General features: G+C 48.3%; 14 protein-coding genes. 9 read left to right on the top strand and 5 right to left on the bottom strand.

Features of this window, described 5'->3' with window-relative positions:
- Positions 1 to 37 precede the first annotated feature (37 nt).
- The 5 genes from guaB to ACEW9O_RS20120 all read right to left on the bottom strand — a co-directional run bounded on the left by guaB (position 38) and on the right by ACEW9O_RS20120 (position 6257).
- Entirely contained in the window at positions 38 to 1522 is a 1485-nt protein-coding gene (guaB, locus tag ACEW9O_RS20140) for an IMP dehydrogenase (protein ID WP_373551997.1), read from the bottom strand.
- A gap of 147 nt (positions 1523 to 1669) precedes the next feature.
- Positions 1670 to 2167, bottom strand: a complete 498-nt coding sequence (locus ACEW9O_RS20135) for an outer membrane protein (protein WP_373551996.1) — start codon at positions 2165 to 2167, stop codon at positions 1670 to 1672.
- An 89-nt stretch (positions 2168 to 2256) separates the two neighbouring features.
- Positions 2257 to 3036 (bottom strand): DUF547 domain-containing protein, encoded by a 780-nt coding sequence (locus ACEW9O_RS20130; protein WP_373551995.1) that lies wholly within the window; start codon positions 3034 to 3036, stop codon positions 2257 to 2259.
- Positions 3037 to 3074: 38 nt separating this feature from the next.
- On the bottom strand, positions 3075 to 3761 hold the full coding sequence (locus ACEW9O_RS20125) for a TIGR04283 family arsenosugar biosynthesis glycosyltransferase (RefSeq protein ID WP_373551994.1): 687 nt from the start codon (positions 3759 to 3761) through the stop codon (positions 3075 to 3077).
- 159 nt (positions 3762 to 3920) lie between these two features.
- A complete protein-coding gene (locus tag ACEW9O_RS20120) occupies positions 3921 to 6257 on the bottom strand; it encodes a M1 family metallopeptidase (RefSeq protein ID WP_373551993.1) in 2337 nt (778 codons plus the stop codon).
- A gap of 262 nt (positions 6258 to 6519) precedes the next feature.
- Between ACEW9O_RS20120 and ACEW9O_RS20115 the strand changes: the two genes are divergently transcribed.
- From ACEW9O_RS20115 to ACEW9O_RS20075, 9 genes are all read left to right on the top strand, one after another.
- Complete coding sequence (locus ACEW9O_RS20115) at positions 6520 to 7026, top strand: DUF6702 family protein (protein ID WP_373551992.1); 507 nt, start codon at positions 6520 to 6522, stop codon at positions 7024 to 7026.
- Between the two features lie 12 nt (positions 7027 to 7038).
- Entirely contained in the window at positions 7039 to 8403 is a 1365-nt protein-coding gene (locus ACEW9O_RS20110) for an ethanolamine ammonia-lyase subunit EutB (RefSeq protein ID WP_373551991.1), read from the top strand.
- Between the two features lie 13 nt (positions 8404 to 8416).
- Entirely contained in the window at positions 8417 to 9187 is a 771-nt protein-coding gene (gene eutC, locus ACEW9O_RS20105) for an ethanolamine ammonia-lyase subunit EutC (protein ID WP_373551990.1), read from the top strand.
- Between the two features lie 488 nt (positions 9188 to 9675).
- Entirely contained in the window at positions 9676 to 19164 is a 9489-nt protein-coding gene (locus ACEW9O_RS20100) for a hypothetical protein (RefSeq protein ID WP_373551989.1), read from the top strand.
- Positions 19161 to 19886: a hypothetical protein gene (locus tag ACEW9O_RS20095; protein ID WP_373551988.1), complete on the top strand. Its 726-nt coding sequence runs from the start codon at positions 19161 to 19163 to the stop codon at positions 19884 to 19886. Before ACEW9O_RS20100 ends, ACEW9O_RS20095 begins: the two co-directional genes overlap by 4 nt.
- A gap of 27 nt (positions 19887 to 19913) precedes the next feature.
- On the top strand, positions 19914 to 20546 hold the full coding sequence (locus ACEW9O_RS20090) for a hypothetical protein (protein WP_373551987.1): 633 nt from the start codon (positions 19914 to 19916) through the stop codon (positions 20544 to 20546).
- A 40-nt stretch (positions 20547 to 20586) separates the two neighbouring features.
- On the top strand, positions 20587 to 21195 hold the full coding sequence (locus tag ACEW9O_RS20085; protein WP_373551986.1) for a hypothetical protein: 609 nt from the start codon (positions 20587 to 20589) through the stop codon (positions 21193 to 21195).
- Positions 21192 to 21770 carry a hypothetical protein gene (locus tag ACEW9O_RS20080; RefSeq protein WP_373551985.1) on the top strand — a complete coding sequence of 193 codons (579 nt, stop codon included), beginning with the start codon at positions 21192 to 21194 and terminating at the stop codon, positions 21768 to 21770. The genes ACEW9O_RS20085 and ACEW9O_RS20080 overlap by 4 nt, the downstream gene beginning before the upstream one ends.
- A 32-nt stretch (positions 21771 to 21802) precedes the next feature.
- Positions 21803 to 22033: a hypothetical protein gene (locus ACEW9O_RS20075; RefSeq protein ID WP_373551984.1), complete on the top strand. Its 231-nt coding sequence runs from the start codon at positions 21803 to 21805 to the stop codon at positions 22031 to 22033.

The following is a 22033-nucleotide window of genomic DNA, read 5'->3' as shown; positions in this document are numbered from 1 at the left end:
AAACTTCCACCGAAATCCGAAATCCCGAAATCCGAAATTACCTCGTGCTATAGTTCGGCGCTTCCTTCGTAATGTTCACGTTGTGCGGATGGCTTTCTTTCACGCCAGCCGCCGTGATTTTTACAAAACGACCTTTCTCTTGTAGTTCTTCAACGGTACTGGCACCACAATAGCCCATTCCGGCGCGTAGGCCACCGATGTATTGTACCATCACTTCAGCCAGGGTTCCTTTAAACGGCACTCGACCTTCGATTCCTTCCGGTACCAGTTTTTTGATGTCATCCTCCACATCCTGGAAGTAACGGTCTTTGGAACCTTCCTGCATGGCACCCAGTGAGCCCATGCCCCGGTAAACTTTGAATTTCCGGCCCTCAAAAAGGATGGTTTCGCCCGGTGCTTCTTCTACTCCGGCAAACAAACCGCCGGCCATAATGGTGCTGGCACCTGCGGCGAGGGCTTTGACGATGTCGCCAGTATAGCGAATCCCTCCGTCGCCGATAATGGGAACACCCGTGCCTTTCAATGCTTGAGCGGCCCAACTGATCGCGGTCAATTGCGGTACCCCTACACCTGCTACGATGCGGGTGGTACAAATCGAACCGGGACCAACCCCGACCTTTACGGCATCTACTCCGGCTTCAACCAAAGCCAAGGCAGCGGCACCCGTGGCTACGTTGCCACCGATGATTTGTAGATCGCGGTATTTTTTCTTGACTTCTTTCACTGCGTTGAGTACCCCTTGAGAGTGCCCGTGAGCAGTATCGATCGCAACGACGTCCACCCCTACGTGAACCAGGGCTTCTACCCGCTCCATCATATCCCGGGTTACCCCTAATGCTGCACCCACCACCAAACGTCCAAAGGTATCTTTGCACGAAAGTGGATAGTTGATCACTTTCATGATGTCTTTATAGGTGATCAAACCGACCAGTATATTGTGGTCGTCTACGACGGGTAGTTTTTCAATTTTGTTGCGTTGCAGGATTTCGCGCGCTTGGTACAGGGTAGTTCCAATAGGGGCGGTGACCAGATTTTTGGAGGTCATCAGCTCTTGAACCGAGCGATCCAGACTGGTTTCAAAACGCAAGTCGCGGTTGGTCAGAATGCCCACCAGGCGATTGCTGGCATCCACCACCGGAATCCCGCCAATCTTAAAGCGTTCCATGTGATTTTTGGCGTCGCGAATGGTTGCGTCGGGTTTCAGCGTGACGGGATCGATGATCATGCCACTTTCCGATCGTTTGACCAGGCGAACCTGTTCGGCTTGTTCAGCAATGGTCATGTTTTTGTGGATGATCCCGATGCCACCCTGCCGAGCAATTGCAATGGCCAGTTTTGCTTCGGTTACCGTATCCATAGCGGCCGAAACAACAGGAGCATTCAATCTTAGTTCGCGGGTAAGTTGGGAAGTGATGTCCACTTCACGAGGCAGTACTTCAGAGTATGCCGGAGCGAGCAGCACGTCGTCGAAGGTCAGTGCCTCGCCCAGAAATTTGTCCAGGTTGGTATTTTGCGTATCCATGCGCAAAGGTAGGGATTTTGTGGAGATTTGCGCAAAGGAAGATTTGACTTTTTTTAAACGGGGAAGAAACCATGTTTTTCCCCGTTTAATTCTGCAACCGTAACAATCAATATTGATCACGAGCGCGGGCAACCGCAAGGGTTGCCCCTACAGCTGAAACAACACCCCAATATTGATCACGAACTCATCCTGCCCACCATTGATGTATTTCATCTCGGCCATGGGGATCAATTTACTTTCCAGCTTGTAGCGGATACCACCACCTACGCCAAAACCAAATTTGGTATCCGTAGCTTTATCATCAAAGCCCGTGATTTTGCGGCTAGAACGCATCACGTTCAAACCACCGAGGCCATAAATGTCCAAAAAGTCGTTGCCCGCGAAGGTGTACATGCCATCCAAGTTGAAGGCCACGCGGCTATCACTTACGCCCAGGTTTTTATCTTCTTTGGGAAAGTAGAAATGGCCAGAGGCCACAATGCCCAGGTCTTTGTTGGGAATTTGGAACTCGCCACGGGCGAACAAGCCTGGCTTTTCAAATTTGGTTCCGTAGGTGAACCCACCGCCTACGCGTACCTGGGCCAGCAAAAAATTTCCACTCAGCAGAAGTGCCAAGGCACAGCTTAGGTATCTCAATTGTTTCATGTTTTGGTTTTTTGTGACAACAGAAGAATGACCTAAACAAGATAAAAATTATTGGGTGAATAGGAGATTAGGAAATTTTTAACAGGAAATTACTTGGCCTCGTTGAGTGCCCAGTTGTAATCGAGGTACTTGAGTTCAGTTTTGTCGGAGATTTTTTGCGCAGAGAATTTATTGATGTAGGCAATCAAAGAACCGGCATCGCGGTCAAAATCGCCCTTGAACCACTTGAATATTTCCGAGATCTCGACTTTTTCAGTGGTAATCTTATTGCGCAGGGGGTCGGCCAGGAATTTTTTCATGGCATCTTCTAATTGGCTATCCAGTTTTTCCGCAGTATAGGCTTCCTGACGCAGGCGTGGGCAAGAAAAGGAGGCGCAATTGACGGCGGCATGTACTCGTGCATCTTTAAACACGGGGCGCAGAATATTGTGCTCAATGTTGTTGAGGTCGTAGGTGAAACCTTGAATCTTGATGAACTTGATGTCCCAAACCGAGTTGACAAAAGCGATGCCTTTTTTGATGTCTTTGATGCTTTCGACTGGGTAGTGTTTGACGATCAGTTTGATCGTAAAGGCATTGTAGGCATTGATCCAATAAGCCATTTGTTCGTTGCGCGACCAGCTCTTGTCGTCGGGGTGAACCGCCGAAAGTTGATCCAGGTAGCGGTTCAATTCCATGGAATCGCGAATGAAGCCCTTGTAGTCAACAAAGCCGTCGTCCTTGACGTGTTTTTTGACCAATTGATCCCAACGCTCGTGGTTGATTGGACTGGTATTGGTGCTGCGGCGAATGGCGGCGCAATTGGACGCGCTCAACCAAACCATTGCCAGTACCATCAGTCGGGTGATTAGAAACACTTGTTTTTTCATAAAAAAAGGGAATATTGACCAGTCCAGAAAGGAAAGGATCAGTTTAAAATTTGTTTGTAAATCTTTTTGAGTTGGACAGGTTCTAGCCCTACCCTAAAAAGATTGAAAACCAGCCAATTGGCGAACTGCACCCGTAGCCAGGAATTCTGCTGGTACTTTCGCGCTGAAACGGTTGCGGTATGTGGCAAAGTTGGCATTAGGTATTTTTTACGAGCTCGGCGGATGAAGTCGTATTCTTCCATGATGACGTACTTTTCATCGTAGCCGCCGAGTTCTGCAAAGGTAGCGGCAAAGATGAAAAAGGTTTTGTCTCCACCCTGACACCACAGGAAATTGAAGCGGGTAAACCAGGCATTACATTTCAATAACCAACTGGAAGAGTCAAAACTGTAGCGAAAACAGCCCATGCACAAGCCGCTTTCCAGCGTAGCATGGATGGCTTCGAGAAAGTTTTGTGGAGGGAGTGTATCGGCATGGATAAAATAAAGTACTTCTCCACGGGTATGACGAGCACCCAAATTCATTTGGGCAGCACGGCTCCGAGTTGGACAATTCAGTACTTGTGCACCTTTAGCTCGTGCAATGGCCACAGTATCATCGGTGCTGCCGCCGTCCACCAGCATGATTTCCAGCAACTGAGGCCCGGCGTTTTGCTGAATGTGCTCAAGCAATCTGCTAATATTGCTTGCTTCGTTGAGGGTAGGGATGACAATGGAAACTTTCATACATTTTTATACGACTCGAGGTGTTTTTTTGGATTGCTGGATGATTCACTACGTCAAATTTATACAACAAAAAAGCCCGGCAAATGATCACTCATCGGCCAGGCTTTATGATTTTACGTTTACTAAACTTCAAAAGTTTAGTAAACGTAAACCCAAAAATCAATTACTGCCTGCTTTCTTTTGCTGTTGAGCTTGCTGCATCGGGTTGGAACCCATGCTGGCACCACGGGTAAATCCTTCTTGTTTGAATACTTCAAAACGTGAAGGAATTGGGCGACGTGGGTAGTAGTTGTTCTCCGTATTTACATCCGCCGTTTCTTCCTGTGGATCGAGGATCACCTGCTTCACGGGTTTGGCGAAGGCGAATACTTTGCTGATCTTTTTATCATTCAGGCGCCAGATTTCAGCAGGAATGCGCTGGGTTTCGCTGGTGCCGTCTTCAAACTCAAATTTGATGATCAGTGGCATCACCAAACCACCTTGGTTTGACAAATCCAGTTGGTAGTAGCTTTTGTTGGCTTCGATGATGGCCTTTTCTTTTGGACTCAAACTAGCCAGGTATTTTTCGTAACGCTCACGATCGGTTGGTGCCGGAGCATTAGGATCGTAGCTATTGTAAAAATCTTTCAAGGCTTCGTTGCGCTCTACTGCAGTGGTTGCGAGGTCGCGCTTGTTGTTTTGGAAAGTCACATCGCGCTCCAATTGCTCTTTAGATTTTTTGGAAGCCAGTGGCTTTTCGATCTCTGGATTTTTGGTATCCATGCGGAATTCCGTTACCGCGTCTAGAGAAATGTCCACGTTGTCGGTGGTGAAGAACCAACCACGCCAGTACCAATCCAAATCAACCCCAGAAGCATCTTCCATGGTGCGGAACAAGTCGTAAGGGGTCGGATGTTTGAAAGCCCAGCGGCGGGCGTATTCCCGGAAAGCAAAGTCGAACAACTCGCGTCCCATCACCGTTTCCCGCAGAATGTTGAGTGCAGTAGCAGGTTTGGTGTAGGCATTTGGGCCAAAACGAATGATGGATTCGGAGTTGGTCATAATCGGGTTTTGCACCTCTTTATCGGCTTTCATGTAGCCCACAATGTTGCGTGCCTGACCACCATTGGAGGGGAAACTGCGGTCCCACTCTTGCTCAGCCAGGAATTGGCAGAAAGAGTTCAACCCCTCGTCCATCCAGGTCCACTGGCGCTCGTCGGAGTTGACGATCATCGGGAAGAAGTTGTGCCCTACTTCGTGGATGATTACACCCAACATGCCGTACTTGATCCGGTCGGAATAAGTACCATCTTTTTCAGGACGACCGTAGTTGAAGCAAATCATTGGGTATTCCATACCATTGGAAGCCTCTACCGAGATGGCAACGGGATAAGGATACGGAATGGTGTGCTTGGAATAGACACGCAAGGTATGCGCCACAGCTTCGGTAGACAAGTGACCGTACAGCGGGTTGGCCTCTTTAGGATAATAAGACATCGCCATTACGGTAGGAACCGGACTACCTTCAATTTTGACACCCATGGCATCCCAGATGAACTTGCGGGAGCTACCAAAAGCGAAATCGCGTACGTTTTCGGCCTTATAAACCCAGGTCTTTTTGTCCTTTGCTTTGGTTTTTTCCTTTTCAGTCGCTTCTGCTTGGGTTACAATCACGACGGGCTTGGTAGCGGTTTTCGCTTCTTCAAAACGTTTTATTTGATCGGCAGTCAATACCTCTTTGGCGTTTTGTAGGGCACCCGTTGCGGCGATGATGTGGTCGGAAGGAACGGTGATGGCTACGGTGTAGTTGCCAAAAGGCAGGGTGAATTCACCTTGACCCAGGAACTGCTTGTGCTGCCAGCCATTGTAATCGTCGTAAACCGCCAAACGTGGGAACCACTGGGTGATGGTGTACAGGTAGTTGCCATCTTCGGGGAAGAGCTCGTAACCACCACGAGAGTCGGCACCCAGGGCTGGGTTTTGACGGTCGTTGATGTTGTAGCTCCAGCCGATTTGCAATTGGATTTTGCCCGTTTTAGCGATCAGTGGAGTAGGCAAATCAACCCGCATCATCGTTTTGACGATGGTGAATTTCAGGGCCTTTCCAGTGCCATCTTTTACGTATTCAATCTTGTGACCACCGTCAAAAGAATTGTCCAACATGCCATTCAATTGACCAGCACTCACGCGCTCGCCCAGTTTGTTGGTGGCAGTTTTGTACGTATCCGACTCAGGATGAACCACGTTTTGATCCAACTGCAACCAGAGGTAAGTCAGCGGATGTGGCGAGTTGTTGAAATAAGTGATCATCTCCGTGCCCTTGATCTTCTGCTTCTCATCATCGAGCTCCACTTTGATGTCGTAATCTACGCGTTGTTGCCAATACGACTCACCGGGTGCGCCAGAGGCGGTGCGGTAGGTATTGGGCGTAGGTAATTCCGTGCCAAGCTGGCGGAATTTGCTTTGATCGGTGTTTTGTTGCGCATAGGTAAGCGTGGCTACCAGCAACAAAACCATAGTTCCAATTTGGTTTATCCGTCTCATTTGTAGTTGAGGGTGGTAAATGAACAATTCTAACCTGCAAGTTACACCCTAAATTGGGTCTGCTTCTCCCCCCATTGGCGGGAAAATGTGACCGTGGTGCTAAAAAAGTAGTCAAAGGTAACAATTATCTTTCCGCGTCTGACGATTATCGACGATAGAACCTATCACGGAGACGTTTGGCGTTTGTATCTTTGTCACCACAAAACTGCTTCACAGTTTTAAAAAGAATAGTCAGATGAAAAGTATCTTGATTGGATTGTGGCTGTGCATTGGGGCCTGGAACCTTCATCCTATCCATTTAACACTTTCCGAGGTCGTTTATGAGGAAAAAAGTAAGTCCATTCAAGTCACCCACAAAATTTTTATGGATGACCTGGAACGCCACATCGAAGAATCGCTGAAAGCCAAAGGCAAAGAGGTGAACCTAAAAATGGGCACGCCCCAGGAACACCCCGACACCGACCGCTATCTGGCCGAGTACCTGGCCGCTCATTTCAAACTCCTCATCAATGGCAAAGCCTACAAAGCCAATTTTTTGGGCAAAGAATACGAAGATGTGGCTTGTTGGATGTACGTAGAAATTCCCAATGTGCCCAAGCCCAAGTCGATAGACCTGACCGACTCTTTTTTGATGGACTTGTACGATGACCAGAGCAACCTGGTGAATTTTACTTTTCCACAAAAGAAGGGCAGTATGCGCTTTATCCAGGGGAAGGTGCGGGAGAGTTTTAGCATCCAATAAAACCCGGCTGCCATGCCCTACCGCTACACCATCGCCAATCGAGTGTATCTCTTTGAAGACTTAAAAACCTTATTGGCGAAGGCGAGTCCCTTACGGAGTGGAGATGTATTGGCGGGTTTGGCCGCAGAAGGCTTTGAAGAGCGAATTGCGGCTCAATTGGCACTTGCCGATTTGCCCCTAAAAACTTTTCTGAATGAAGCCGTCATCCCTTACGAAACGGATGACGTTACCCGCCTTATCCTCGATGAACACGACCAGGGGGCTTTTGCGCCCATCAGCCATTTTACAGTGGGGCAGCTGCGGGACTGGTTGTTGAGTGAGCAGGCAGATGGTGCTACACTTCATGGGTTAGTAGCAGGTTTGACGCCCGAAATGGTGGCAGCCGTGAGCAAGTTGATGCGCAACCAGGATTTGATTGCTGTGGCTCAAAAATGCAGGGTAGTCACCCGCTTTCGCACTACGGTTGGTCTCAGCGGCTGTTTGTCAACCCGCTTACAACCCAATCACCCCACCGATGACCCCAAGGGCATTGCCGCCAGCATCATCGACGGGCTACTATACGCCAGTGGCGACGCGGTGATTGGCATCAATCCCGCTTCCGATAGTCCGGCGGCGGTGAGCACCTTACTCCACATGATTGATGATTTGCGAATAAAATACCAGATTCCCACCCAAAGTTGTGTGTTGTGCCACGTCACGACTGCCCTGCAAATCATCCAGGACGCACCCATAGATTTGGTTTTTCAATCGATAGGTGGGACGGAAAAAACCAATCAAAGTTTTGGCATTACCCTCGGCATTTTACAAGAAGCTTACGAAGCAGGTTTGGCTTTAAAACGAGGGACCATCGGCCAGCAAGTCATGTATTTTGAAACGGGACAAGGTTCGGCACTCTCCGCCAATGCTCATCATGGTGTAGATCAACAAACCATCGAAGCGAGGGCTTACGCAGTGGCGCGAAAATTTGACCCTTTTCTGGTCAATACCGTCGTTGGTTTTATCGGCCCGGAATACCTCTACGATGGCAAACAAATCATTCGGGCTGGCTTGGAAGATCATTTTTGTGGAAAATTGCTCGGTTTGCCCATGGGTGCCGACATCTGTTACACCAACCACGCTGAAGCCGATCAGGATGATATGGATACGCTACTGACTTTATTGGGTGTAGCTGGCTGCAATTTTATCATGGGTATTCCCGGTGCCGACGACATCATGCTCAATTACCAGTCTACTTCTTTTCACGATGCCTTATATTTGCGCAAGGTGTTGGGCAAAAAGCCCGCGCCAGAGTTTGAACAATGGCTTTTGGCACAAGGAATTTTGGATGAAAAAGGCCAGAAATTGCCGCTAAGGCCCAATCACTTACTTTTGGCATAATTAAAGGCATCATTTGAAAAAAAAACAGTACTCAAAATCCGTGGCGCCAGATCCCTGGCATTCGCTCAAAACCTATACCGATGCCCGCATTGCGCTGGGGCATACGGGTGGAGCTATCCCTTTGAAAGAAGTATTGCAGTTTAAATTGGCTTTTGCCCATGCCAAAGATGCGGTGTATTCTCAGTTGGACTGGCCAAAATTGGAGCAGAGGCTGATGCAGCTTGCCATGCCTTATCTAAAACTGCACAGTCGGGCGGCCTCCCGCCCGGTTTATTTGCAACGGCCCGATTGGGGGCGGAGTTTAAACGAAGACTCGGTGGCGCTTTTGAAAGAACTTCCAGCGATGGAAACGGATATCGCGATTGTGCTGGCTGATGGATTGTCGGCTACGGCGATTAACCAGCATGCACTTCCTTTGGTAAAACGTTTGCTTCCTCTTTTGCAAAAAGCCAAATACCACATTGCCCCAATTACCATTGTTGAGCAGGGGCGGGTGGCCATTGGTGATGAAATTGGGCATTTGCTTCACACCAAATTGGTCATTGTATTGATTGGTGAAAGGCCGGGACTGAGTTCTCCCTACAGCATGGGCGCTTACCTCACCTATGCACCGCAACCGGGTTTGACGGATGAAAGACGGAATTGTATCTCGAATATTCGTCCAGAGGGGCTGCCGTATGAAATGGCCTGCCAAAAACTCTACTATTTGATTCAGGAATCTTTACGCTTACAACTATCTGGGGTAGATTTGAAAGACAATACAGTAAACCTTTTTTTGCCGTGATTCGCGTAGCTAGGCACTGAGCGAAGTCGAAGTAAGCCAAATCGAACTAAGCCGAAATGCCGGGTATTCGTCATTCGAAAAACTCGTTATTCTATTCATTCTGACCAGCCCAAATTTCACCTATCAAATATATTTTGTTGATTTAAAGAAAAAATAACCTAGGAAACTTGCACAGCGTTTTTTTTTTTTTATGTATTTGCAGTGCCAAATAATTACAACAGCGCATTGCGCAAAAAGTAAATGCATTAGTTCAATTTAATCGCAAGAACACTGGCTTGTTTTCTCCACGGAAAAACAATCCCTCAAAGCTATCGAGAGTTTAGTGTGCTTTACAATCAATGACTTAGGTATGGTGTGTCCTGCCCGGACGTGCTCGTGCTTAGGCTTGAAAATTATTGTATTCATTGATCTACACCATGATGAGTGGTGCTGGAAATGTAAAATTATTGCTGTAATACAACTATTGCAGAATTAAACCTTGTTGAGTCATGAATAAGACGACGACCCGTTTTTTGTTTTTGAGCATTTTTGTATTGACCTTTTTTAGCCTTGGTGCTCAAAATATCAACACCATCGGCACCGAAGCTCCTGGCCTGGTATGCCCTGGGGGGACCGGCAAAATCGATAAGGATACAACTGAATCTTATCCCTACACCTACCAATATTGGGACGGAGAATCCTGGGCTTGTTGTTTTGGGGGCAACCAAACTCCCTACCATATATCGATACCAGCTACGGGTCAATGGGTTGAGGTTCAACGCAAATACACCAATGGGGTTGCCGAGTTCAAAAGAGAATCCGTTGGTTTTTTTTACACGCCAGTTACCCCTCAAATTGAGGCAGTACCTTATCCCGGCACTTGTAACACCAGCACCGGACGGATCGTAGTGACCGATCGCTCCACGAATTTCAGTACCATGCCACGGCGTTTCAAGTTGTACGACCAGAACAATGTACTTCGTGGAAACATCGTTGTCGATACCTCCATTTATAGTTTTGTAAACCTGCCCGCAGGTACGTATAGTGTGATCGTTGAAACACCCTGCAACAGTGTATATTCAGAAAAAACGGACATTATTGTCACGACCAACAGCCAAAATCCAGTTCTAGATATCGCCCTCAGTGGGAACGACGATTGCCTTGAAAACAACATCAACGCCAGTATAATCTTACCTGAAAGTATCCCCACGGCAGGTGTCCAATATCAGATGGATGGTGGTACTTGGCAGTCCAGTACTACTTTCAGCAATGTCACTCCCTGGCTGACCCACCAGTTCGCAGCTCGTTTGAGCGGCTGCTTTGAGAGCAATACCACTCAATTTGTTTCCGAATTGAGCATCCCCAGGATTCAGGGTCTGGAACGCGCCAAAGATACCGACTGTACCCCCGCCAACAACGAAATCCGGGTCTTTGTACCTGAGGGCTCCGATGCCCAAATCCAGTTCAACCACAGTGGCGGCTGGTACAACCCCGGCCAGTGGATTGGTCCCCTACCCGATGGGACTTTGCACATCCGCGCTCGCTCTGCCTACCTGCCCTCCTGTTATCGGGATACCCTGATCAGCCTCAGCGAACACGGCAGTGTCAGCCTGCTCGGCGCCGATGCCAGCAATTTGACTGATTGTACCCTGGGCAACATCAGCCTACAACTGCGCACCGAACCCAGCGTGAGCAGTGGCCTGGAATATTTTGTGGAAGGCAAAGGCTGGCAAAACAGCGCCGGGTTTAGTGCTTTGAACAATGGCAACAAACACATTGCCATTCGCAGCACCGGGCTTTGCCAGGTTGGCATTGCTGCCGATACCATCGCCTTGAACGAAATCATCCCACCCCAAATTGAATCCATTGCTCCTTATGGCCACGACGATTGTGTGATTGGCAATGCCGGATTTACGGTATACCTCGTGCAGTCCGTAGCTGGAGTCAAATACCGGATCAATGGTGGGGCCTGGCAGGAAGGCAATTTGTTCCAAAACCGCCCAGCGGGGAATTATTTGGTCGAAGTAGCCCGGGCCGATGGCAGCTGTTTGAGTAGCCAAAACTTTGCCCTGGTTGAAACCGGAAGTGTGAACATTACTGGACTGAGCAAAGCCAATGAAAATGACTGCGTGGTGGGCAATGCCCAATTTCAGGTGTTGCACACTGGCGGGAGCCAGGAAGGGTTGAAATTCCGCCTGAATGGCGGGGCCTGGCAAGACTCAGCCATCTTTCGGAATTTGACGCGGATGGCCGTCAATGTGGAGGCACAAATCCAAAAACCTACTTGTACCTCCAGCATTGTAGCCTGGCCGGACAGCATTCGGGAACAAAGCAATTTTCCACGCATTGATGCCACCGTCATCAGCAATGACAAAGATTGTACCGCTGGGAATGCCAGAGTGACCATCAGCCTCAAAAGCCCGATGGCGGCGACCTATTGGTTGTCGGCCAGCAAAAACAACAGTACAGGGATTTTCACTAATTTATCCAGCGGAACTTACACTTTTGAGGTGTACCAAAGTCGGAGCGGCTGCATTGATCGCCGCACAGTGGTTATTGATGAAAAACTGGGTTTTACCTTGGACAGCCTGCGGGTACAAGGTGGGGAGGACTGCCTGAACAACAATGCGCAGGTGACGGTTTTTCACCCTTACGGCAACAATTATGGCTTGCAATTTCGGGAAGTAAACCGCAACACCACCTGGCAAAATTCCAATGCCTTTCCGCTGAGTACCCATGGAGTGGGGCAATACGACCTACAAGCCCGCAACGCCAACGGCTGTACCATTTGGTCGGGTTCGATTAATGGTCAGGAGCGTCAGAATCCGGAAATCTCGGGCGTGTTGGGCATCGACGGCTTGAGCGATTGTGCGCTGGGCAATGTAACTGCTCAAGTTCAATTGCTCAATTCCATTTGGGGCAGCACCAAACAATACCGCGTCAATGGTGGTGCCTGGAACCTGAGTAACACCCTGCCCGGATTCCGGCATGGTTCCAATCTGGTGGAATTGACTTACAACTTTGGGGGCCTCGGCACTCAACAATGCACCATCAACAAAACCATTGTCATTGATGAAAAGGCCAAAGAAATCACTGGGGTATTGCTGGATGCAGCTACGCTGAATGATTGTAGCCTGAACAATGTCAAAGCCACTATTCAGGTGGATGGACCTACGAGCAACCTGCGGTATGTAGTGACTGGCAAAACGGAGGGCACAAGCAACATGTTCACCAATCTGAACAATGGGCAATACAAAGCCATCATTCGGGATGTGGTGAGCACCTGTCGGGATACGATGGTGTTCACTATTGCAGAAACCCCAGCCTTGGCTGTTCCCAGTCCTACGGTACAAAATGTGATTTGTTACGGAGCAGCCACGGGGAGCATTTCCACCAGCCCTACGGGTGGCATGGCACCTTATACCTACCTGTGGAGCACGGGAGCCACCAGCGCCAGTGTGACGGGCTTAGTGGCAGGGACTTACAATGTGACGGTCAATGACAGTCGGGGTTGTAGCCTCAGCCAAACGGTACCAGTGACGGGGCCGGCCCAGAGCAACCTGCCTCAGATCAGTTTCACTGGGGATACCTCGATTTGTAGGGGTGCAAGTTTTAGTGTAAGCGCCAGTGGAGGAGGTAGCTATGCCTGGAATTCCGGGGCGACATCCAGTACCATCAGCGGCAGTCCAGAAAATACGACTACCTACACCGTCACGGTGACCAATGGAACGGGTTGCAGTGCCAGTGCCAGCCACACGATCACAGTGAATCCACTGCCAGTGCCCAACATTGAAGGCATCAACACCATTTGTGCGGGCCAAAGCACCACTTTGACGGCCACGGGAGGCAGCAGCTATGCCTGGCAGCATGGGGCAACGGGAGCCAATATCACGGTGAACCCTACGAGCACCACGACTTACAAAGTGACGGTGACCAATGCAGCAGGGTGTTCGGCCATTTACAACCGCACCGTGAGGGTAAATGCCTTGCCGGTGGTGCAAATTGCGGGAGCACCCACTGGACCATTGTGTGGTACGGGCTCAGTGCTACTTACGGCCATTTCCACAACTGCAACAAGTTACCGATGGAGTACCAACGAAACCAGCGCCACGATTACCCAGGTGCTCAACGCTTCGGCGGGCTTTGGGGTTACGGTCAAGGACATCAATGGTTGTGAAGCAAGTACGGGTGCCAGCGTTTCGGTGATCCCCCGACCCCAGGCCCAAATCCTGGGTGGCGACATTCCTTGTCGGCGGAACAGCACCGTGCTCACGGCCATTGGTGGTAGTAGCTACCTGTGGAGCAACAATGCCACGACTAGCAGCATTGCCATCAGCCAGCCGACTCAAAACCAAACCTATAGTGTGACGGTGAGCAATGGGTTGGGTTGTAGCAGTGTGGTGTACAAAACGGTAGTGGTTCCGGATTCCTTTAACCTAAGCCACGACCTGAACGGTATCGACGACTGTATCGCCAATAATGTTGAAGTAATTCCTACGGTAACTGGTGGACAGGGCAACGTAAACCTTAGCCTCATCCGCAGTGGAGAATTGTACCCCGATCCAGTGCTGAATGGCTTGCGCTCGGGCACTTATGTACTGCGGGCGGAGGACAGCAAAGGCTGTTTGGCCTTGGATGAGGTGATGATTGCGGAAACCCTTCCAATGATTACCCGTATCGACCTGAGTGGTTTGAATGATTGTACCCGCCATAATGTGACCCTAAATGTGGTGGCCAGTGGCAGCAAATTGCCACTGATCTATCGACTCAACGGCAATACTATGAGCGGGACTACCGCAAGTGTTCCATCGGGCACCCATTTCATTGAAGTACAAGACGCCATTGGCTGTATCGCCAGGGATACCATCACGGTGAATGAAACACCTTACCTGAACTTCCAGGCTAATTTGTACAATGTTAGTTGTTTTGGCAAAACAGACGGAAAACTCACTACTCAACCCACGGTAAACAACATTGGTACGCCTCCTTACACCTATGCATGGAGCACCGGAGCAACCACCAGCGAAATTTCCCAACTGGGAGCGGGTTTATATTCCTTAACCGTCACCGATACCAGAGGTTGCACCTCAATATTACCTGTGATACCCATTACCCAGCCCAGCCAACTGGAAGTGGAAGTTGAGATAACCGATACATTGTCCTGTTTTGGTAGTGCTGATGCGGCGGTGGCAGTAACTGTAAGTGGTGGAACTGCACCTTACATCTATGTATGGAGCACCGGAGCCAGCAGCACCAGTATTGAGGGCCTGCCCAGTGGAACGTATTCTGTAACAGTAATAGACAATAAGGGTTGTGAAGCCATAGCTCAAGTGACCGTTTTGGATCCTCCGAAATTGATGCTGACTTATACTTTGTTGGGCGATACGCTGGATTGTGTGAGGGGAAATGTGCAGGTTACTTTGAGCACCACGGCTGCCCAAGGCACCGTGAGCTACCATTTTGATAGTCCTCAAAGTGCTATTCTGGCCCCAAGCAGTTTTAACAGCAGCAGCTTGCAGCGCTGGGTGTATGCTGTGGATACGCTGGGTTGTAGGGATAGTGTGGAAGTGGTGGTACAGGATTCCATCATTACCGACCTGATCAACGATTTTACCCTGGCTTTTGACCGTGATTGTATCGACGGCAACGCGGCGATTACCCTCCAGCTCAGTTCGGCAGGAGCGACACTGCCCCTTAGTTTCCAGCTCAATCGCGAGACTCCGACAGCTCAATTCCATTTCGACAGTTTACGTGCTGGTTACTACCTCGTTCGTGCCAGGTACCAGGATTGCCGGGATTCCGTGGCGGTACTCGTCGACGAACGCATACCCCGCATCACCGGGTTTCAATACCTGAACCAAGACGACTGTAAACCCAACAATACTGGCGTGAAACTCCAGGCGGTATCGGGCTGGGGAACGCTACGCTACCAGGTGGATACCCTGGCACCCCAGGACAGTACCCGCTTCGATAGCCTGACCGCGGGTAGCCACCGCTTCCTGGTCATTGATTCGCTCCAGTGTCGAGATAGTTTGTTGATTCCCATCAGCAGCGAGCAGCCCGCGTACATCAGTGTGGAAGACCTGGTGAAATGTGACTCGGCCAGCGGTCGCATCAGCTTCCGACCCAATACCCAGGGCGTGGCTGCCGAGTACAGCATCGATGGGGGCAAACATTGGCAAACCGAGGTGGTATTTGATTCCCTGCCACCGGGCATTTACCAACCGCTGCGCCGCAAACCCAGCACGGGTTGTATTGATTCTCTGAACACCGTCGTACTGGGTCGCCATTGTGATACTATTCCCGAAGCCTATTTCCTGCAAGACACCATTCGCATCACTGAGCCGAATACCTCGGTGCTCATCCGCTGGGAGGCCACTGCCCCCAAATGGTACCGCGATACTTTTTATGTAAAAATGAAGCTGGAGGGGGATGGCTTCCCCCACTTCAACGATGGTAGCCGGACTACTGCCCGTACACCCGAACTGCGCGGGGGCGACCCGCTGGCTGGCCCCAATGTATACCGCTACATCGGCGGGGGCACCCACCGGGATAGCCTCTACCTGCCCATGCAAGATTCGGCGCATTTGTACACCTACCCCGCCGATTATTACTTTACCCTGAGCACCCCCCTGGGTGGCAAAACGCTGGTTGATCCCGATCGGGACATCACCAGGGTAACGGTGAGTTTGTTGGGGCCAGAAGTTCCAGAAGAAGATGTGAAAGTCACCCTCTGCAAAAATTGTACCACCATCGGCAATGACGATGTAACGGGGGTCAACTGCTACTACTGGCCCGATTTCCCCAACCCTGGCCAAAAAACGCAGGAAGTATGTACCTCTGGCCAATTCACCCGGATGGCCCTGGATGAAAACCTAGTGGTGATCAAAAAGACGGTGTACACCGTCAAACTCTCCGACCTCAAGGTGACCATCAAGGAGGATTTTGCAGTGCCGCGCTCCTGTAGCCCGGATGACAACTTCCTGGAAGCCGTGGCTACTTCTACTGCCGAAGGAGCAATCACCTTTAAATGGAGCACGGGTGCAACGACCCAAAGAATCAAGCTGCGCAGCGATGTAAGTACCTATACTGTAACGGTTACGCAGGGAGACTGTACTGCTGAGGCAAGCTACACCCAGGAAGTTGAAAATGATGCTTGTGAGCTTAAAAAATATTTTGAGGACAATGGGTTCTTTGCGATTCCGATTAGCAATCTGCAAAAACCACCTGCGCTGCGCAGCCCAGAACTAAGAGACGATTGCCCTCAGCCGAGAGGTGACGCGAATGGCAAGGTAAAAGACTTTGCAGGTTACACTTTTGAGGTAAATGGCGGGCAGGTTGATCCAAAATCACAATTGACCCAAGCGCTGAATAGGTTCGAGTCGGTATTTGGCTACAGCAATGGCTCCGGGATCATCACCAGCAATGATGAAGTTTGTGCGTGTCCCAATTATTTAAGCGACAAACAGGCAGGTTTTGCGGCTCAAGCTGGCTTGCAGTTTTGGTATCATATTTTTAAGAATGATGACTCCTGCCCTGAGCTTGCTTGTGACCTCTTGTTCATCAAGGCCAAAATGCCGAATGGGAAGACTTATCCGGCGGGGGCTCAAGATGTGGCGTTTTTGGGTGCGGGCTATGGAGTTGCTACCCAAGATATAGGACTTCAAGGAAGCACCCTATTGACTGCACTAGATGACCTGTGTCTGGACAACTTTGCAGCTGCTAAAGACCCTGACATGTTTGAGCTCGAACCTGAGGAAGAAGAGCCTGAAAAAGTTGAAGAATTACAAGTGCCTTGTAACCAGCTTGGTTTTCATCTTGAACCTGTCGCGGTAGTTGCTCCAACAGGTCAGGTGATGCTGGCTCCAAAAAATTCGGTTTGGCGTTTTCGTCGCCCAGGTACGGAGCAGTTTGTTGATGGAGCTTTAACCGGTTTTACCCAAGTAACCATCACTGAAGGGGAGGAATCGATAGCTATTCGGTACGAGCCAGGAGGAATCCCTCTTAATCCTTGTACACCCTGGATAGGGATCAAGTTGTATCGGGTTAAAGTTGGTCGAAAATGGATTTGGGGTGATCGCTATGAAGCCCGAACCGATCCCAATCAACCCAATCATCTAAAGGGCTATTTTCAAGTATTGGGCATCAAGGACAAGGCATTTACATTTGAAGTGCCGCCTTATCCCACAGTGTTACAACCACTTAAAATTTATACTGGGAAACTCGACAGAGCAGCATCTACAAGCCAATGTGGTTTAAAATACACCATTTATTCCAATCATCTTATTTATGATCCCCCTAAAGGATTCAGCACTGAGCCAAAAGGAATCTTAATCAAAACTTTGGTAGAGGCTGGTTTAGGTATACCCAAGGCAGAATATACCTACAGGATCTGTAGGGAGGATTTAGTTAAACTGGCCAGTTCTGTCAACTTTTACAGCAAGTTGGGTACACTTGAAGTATACATGTGGAAACCCAGCAATAGCCTCAATCCAGGTTTGTACTACAAGATTGAAGTAAATGGGAAAAAGGCCTATGTATTTGTAGCCGATGACCCTGGAGTAGGCCGCAGGTATTACCAATTCAACTGTGCACTTGGGATTTGGGAAGAAATCGTTGATCCGGAATTGAGCGCAGTGCTTCCAAAACTAAAACACCTGGATGCTTTATGGGAAGTTTTTCTTAAACGGACTGAAATTCATACCAAATTAGGATTAGTAAGTGTTGTACCTTTTGTAGGCAACCTGGCGGCTATTGCCAATGGGGTATTGTATGTTAATGAAGGTCAAGCTGGGCAAGGAACCTTTGAAATTGTTGTAGGGGTACTTGGCTTAGGATTGGACATTGTAGAGGCTGGATCACTGATCAGGGCAGGAGCGGCCGGAGGGCGTGGTGCACTCGTTCAATCCATTTGGTCGGTAAATTGCCCTAGTGCACCACCCTTCCGATCAGAGGTGGAACTCCGCAGCGTGTTGAGCTGCAATGTGACACCTGTTTTGGGACAAGCCGGAGCCAAAATCTTTAATGAATCCATCGGTACGGCGGCGACTACTATTGGTGGAGATGTGCTTCCGAAGGTCGAAGGGCTGTTTAACGAATTCCTGAAATCCAGCAAAGGAACAGCATTTTTGAAATGGTTGCATGCAAATCAAGGGCTAATTCCTGATGTCACTAAGATCATCACCAATGCTTTTGGGAAGTTGGATTTTACTGTTGCCGATTTTATCAAACTAAGTGATGACCTCATTGCCAATTCCAGCCTGATTTCCAAATTGGCTAGTAGTAGCCGAAACCTCGAGTGGTGGCTGAAATTGCTTCGTGCGGGTAAAAATGCTTCCAGGCTTTCTGCTAAAGTTTATGAACAAATTGCCAAATTCCCCGACGGCATCCTCGATGATTTGCTGTTCTACAGCGATAATAGCTTTAAGGAGTTTATGGATATTGCGGATGATGCGTTGATCGCTGAATTAGTAGCGAATCCCGATCTTGTCAAAGGATTAGTCTCCCATAAGAACGCTGCATATCTCACTTATTTTGACGATGCTGTAGATTATGCAACAGAAATTCTTGAAACTCCTGCAGGAGCTAAACTCCTTGAATGGTTAAACTACAGTAGAGAAACAGGGTCGTTTCTCTCTAGGATGGCCGAGGCCAACACATTTGCTCGTAATATCTTAGAACGTTTTCGTTCTCTTTTTGGATACACTGTGCAGAGTGAAGTTAGTTTTATTGTAAAATATGGAGGAAAAGAGTTTCGGACTCGAATAGATGGAATTACCATCATTGACGACGAATTCGTTGCAATTGAATGCAAAATGGGGGGAGCTGTATTATCTGACAATCAAGAGGCCTTTTTCAATGCCTTAAAAAACGGAGGGGAAGTTATACCAGTTGGTAGGAACGCAGAGGAAATTTTCGGGCTTGCAAACATTAATAAAAATGTTCGAGATAAATTTGCGTCCTATTGGTTTAAAAACGAAACAAGAACAGGCTTATGATAAAGCTCAATTATGATGGGATGTTAGAAGAACTAACTCCTTTTTTCCTGGAACAAGGCTTTGCTGTTGACGATTCTTTACGTAAGCAAAACAGAAATAGTTTTGTACAGCAATCCATGGAGAATTTAACTGATTTTTGTTTTTGTAGGTTTGCGCCTTACCATAATAAATCTTTTGTTGAAATGTCCTATGGAGTGAGATTAAGTAAAATGACCCCATATATTGAATTTTTGGGAGAATACCGTGGAGAACCAGATGATACTTTATATCAAAGAGGTAAAGTCTTATCTTTTTTTGTGAATGATGATAGTCTTTTTTCTGAAGCGATCAATTCTTTTAAAACTGCATATCACGATTGGTGTTTGCCCTTTTTTAAACAAAACGCCACGCCGCGTGGCGTATTCGAAAGTGTACGATCTACTGGAATGGATCTACGAGGAATTCCTAGTGATGATGTACTTCGAACAGGCAAAAACCACACTTGCTTAAATGCCAAAGAATTGGATTTATTTCTTACCAAGGTTTTTTCGCCAGAAGAGATAGAGGATCGGGTTGCCTTTATTATTGCAGATGCCGCGAGGGTTCGCCATATTTTGGTAACAGAGCATGATATTCCTGTTAACCAAAATGCTGAAAATAGACTAGTTAATCATCTCAACGAAGTTCTAGCCAAAATCGAAACCATCGACATCGACACCGCTCGCAAAGAGCTAATCCATTAAATCCAAAACCTTTAAACACGCACAAACGTGAAAAAGCAAAACATACTGCAATTATTCATTGGGCTGGCGCTATTGACAGCCATCTCCTGTAGCCCCGACACCCCCGACTTCGAGCTCGGCCGCTACACCTATGCCGGGATCGACAACAAAACCTTCCGTTTTTTTCGTGTAGAAAACGGTGGGGCATTTCGGGAGGTGAGCGCCAAGAAGACGGGGATCGGGGAGATTGCGGCGGTGCCATTTTGTGATGAGGATGCTTTTGGAGTATGGTTTTATGATTGTGGTTTGTTTCCGGATTTGGAGAGGCCTTACTTTGAGTTCAAAGAAAATGAGGTAGAAATCGCCATTTTTTATCCGCCCCAAGAAGAAATTCAAAAAGGGCCAGCTCCTTATAAAATTGAGGGAGATAGCATTGTCATCGGTGAATTGCCGTACGTATCCAAATATCCTCGTCCAACAGGCACTAAAAAAAGGGAGTTTGGAATCCCTTGGCGGGTATATCAAACGACTAAACCTCCAAGCTTAAATGCTATTGAATTGGTGATCAAAGATCTCAGTGAGAAGGAACACTTGGAGGAAATCCGCACTGTAGAGAAATTGAGTGTGGGGGATACCATAACATTGTGTTTGCTGAAGGAGAGGTTTGTGAAACAAAAGTAACCGCGTAATGCTCAAAATTCATCTAAAAACCTTTTTGAATATGCGCTCCATCAAAAGACTCGGTCTAATCATGCTGCTCATTCAAGGGCTGATGTTCACATTCAATACGTCATTGCCAGGGCAAAAAAGACAACTTGACCTCAAGTGGAATCCTTTTTTTTGGAGCGGAGTTAATCCTGGCAGTGCCATCAGTACGGAATTTTATTTACCTCGGAAAATAAAATTGGAGTTAGGGTTATTTGCCAGCCCCGGGTTTTATTACATCACCGACGGTGCGCGCATCCTGCCTGAGGTGTATTCCATCTGGAAGTACGGCCTGATGGTCGCGCCCAGAAGGTACATTTGGTCAAAGGGGACAAGTGAAGGTTTTTTTGTTGGGCTGAATGCAACTGCACTGCCTTTTGGAAGAATTGCCAATTCAAGTGTAAATCCGCCATTTTATTTTCGAGAGGACGAGGCCTTGGCCAAAGCAGAAGCTGCATACTTCGATTTCATTCTGGCTGGAGGAATAGGCTACAAGAAATATTTTGGTTCCTGGTTGGGCGAAATCAACTATACGTTGAGCCTACTGCGTACTGACCCGCAGGATTCTGACTTCATCCAGCCAAAGTTCAATGGGGTATCGATCAAAATAGGACACAGCTTATGAAAACAAAAAAATACCTGGTACTTGCCCTGATTGCTTGGGGAGTAAGCCTTCCCTTGAGTGCACAGATAAAGCATGAAATCAAACCACTCTCGCTCATGCTGCAAGGCGAAAATTATGCCTTCATCTTGGGGTATGAACATTTCCTAAAACCCAAGCTGGGTGCTGAACTTGGGCTAGCCTATTATACCTGGTATTATTATTACCGCAATGCCTCAACTACTCAAGCGTATCTCGGCCCCAGTATTGCCCTACGTGGCTATCCTTGGGCGAAACAAAATGGTGGCGGCTTTTTTTTGAGTGCCAATTCTTTTTTTGGGTTATTACCAGGCAGTCACCCAACTTACAACCAGAACCAATTGATCAATAGCCGCGATCTTCCTAAAGACTATCTCCAAGCCCAACTGAGGCAGCGGCTAGTCTTTGGCCTAGGGGTGGGGTATAAATTAATCCTGTGGCGCTTTGCAATAGAAGCGTCGGTTCAACAAGCCACTGACATAAACACAAAATACATTGAAGGAATGACTTGGGACAAGGGGCCGGGGTATACACTAAGACTCGGATACCGGTTCAAATAGACTTTTGCTCTTCAATCAAAACCTACTGTAAAATGAAAACCAACTTAATGCACCGTTGCATTTGCTTCCTCATCGCCTTATTGGCGCTAAACTCCATCACTGCCCAAGTAACGGTACGAGAAATCAACCACGACTGTAACGCCACTTGTAAAGGTAGAATCACCTGGGAGTTGGTGAGAGCCCTGTTGCGGTCGTACTGCTTAAAAACGGACAAGTCCACAAAGCAAGTCGTACCTTTAAACCCGGTAAACATGTCCTTGTAG

This window comes from Haliscomenobacter sp. (assembly GCF_041740695.1).
Lineage (GTDB): Bacteria > Bacteroidota > Bacteroidia > Chitinophagales > Saprospiraceae > Haliscomenobacter.
Note: the sequence above shows the minus strand (reverse complement) of the source record. Positions and strands in the feature narration are given on the sequence as shown.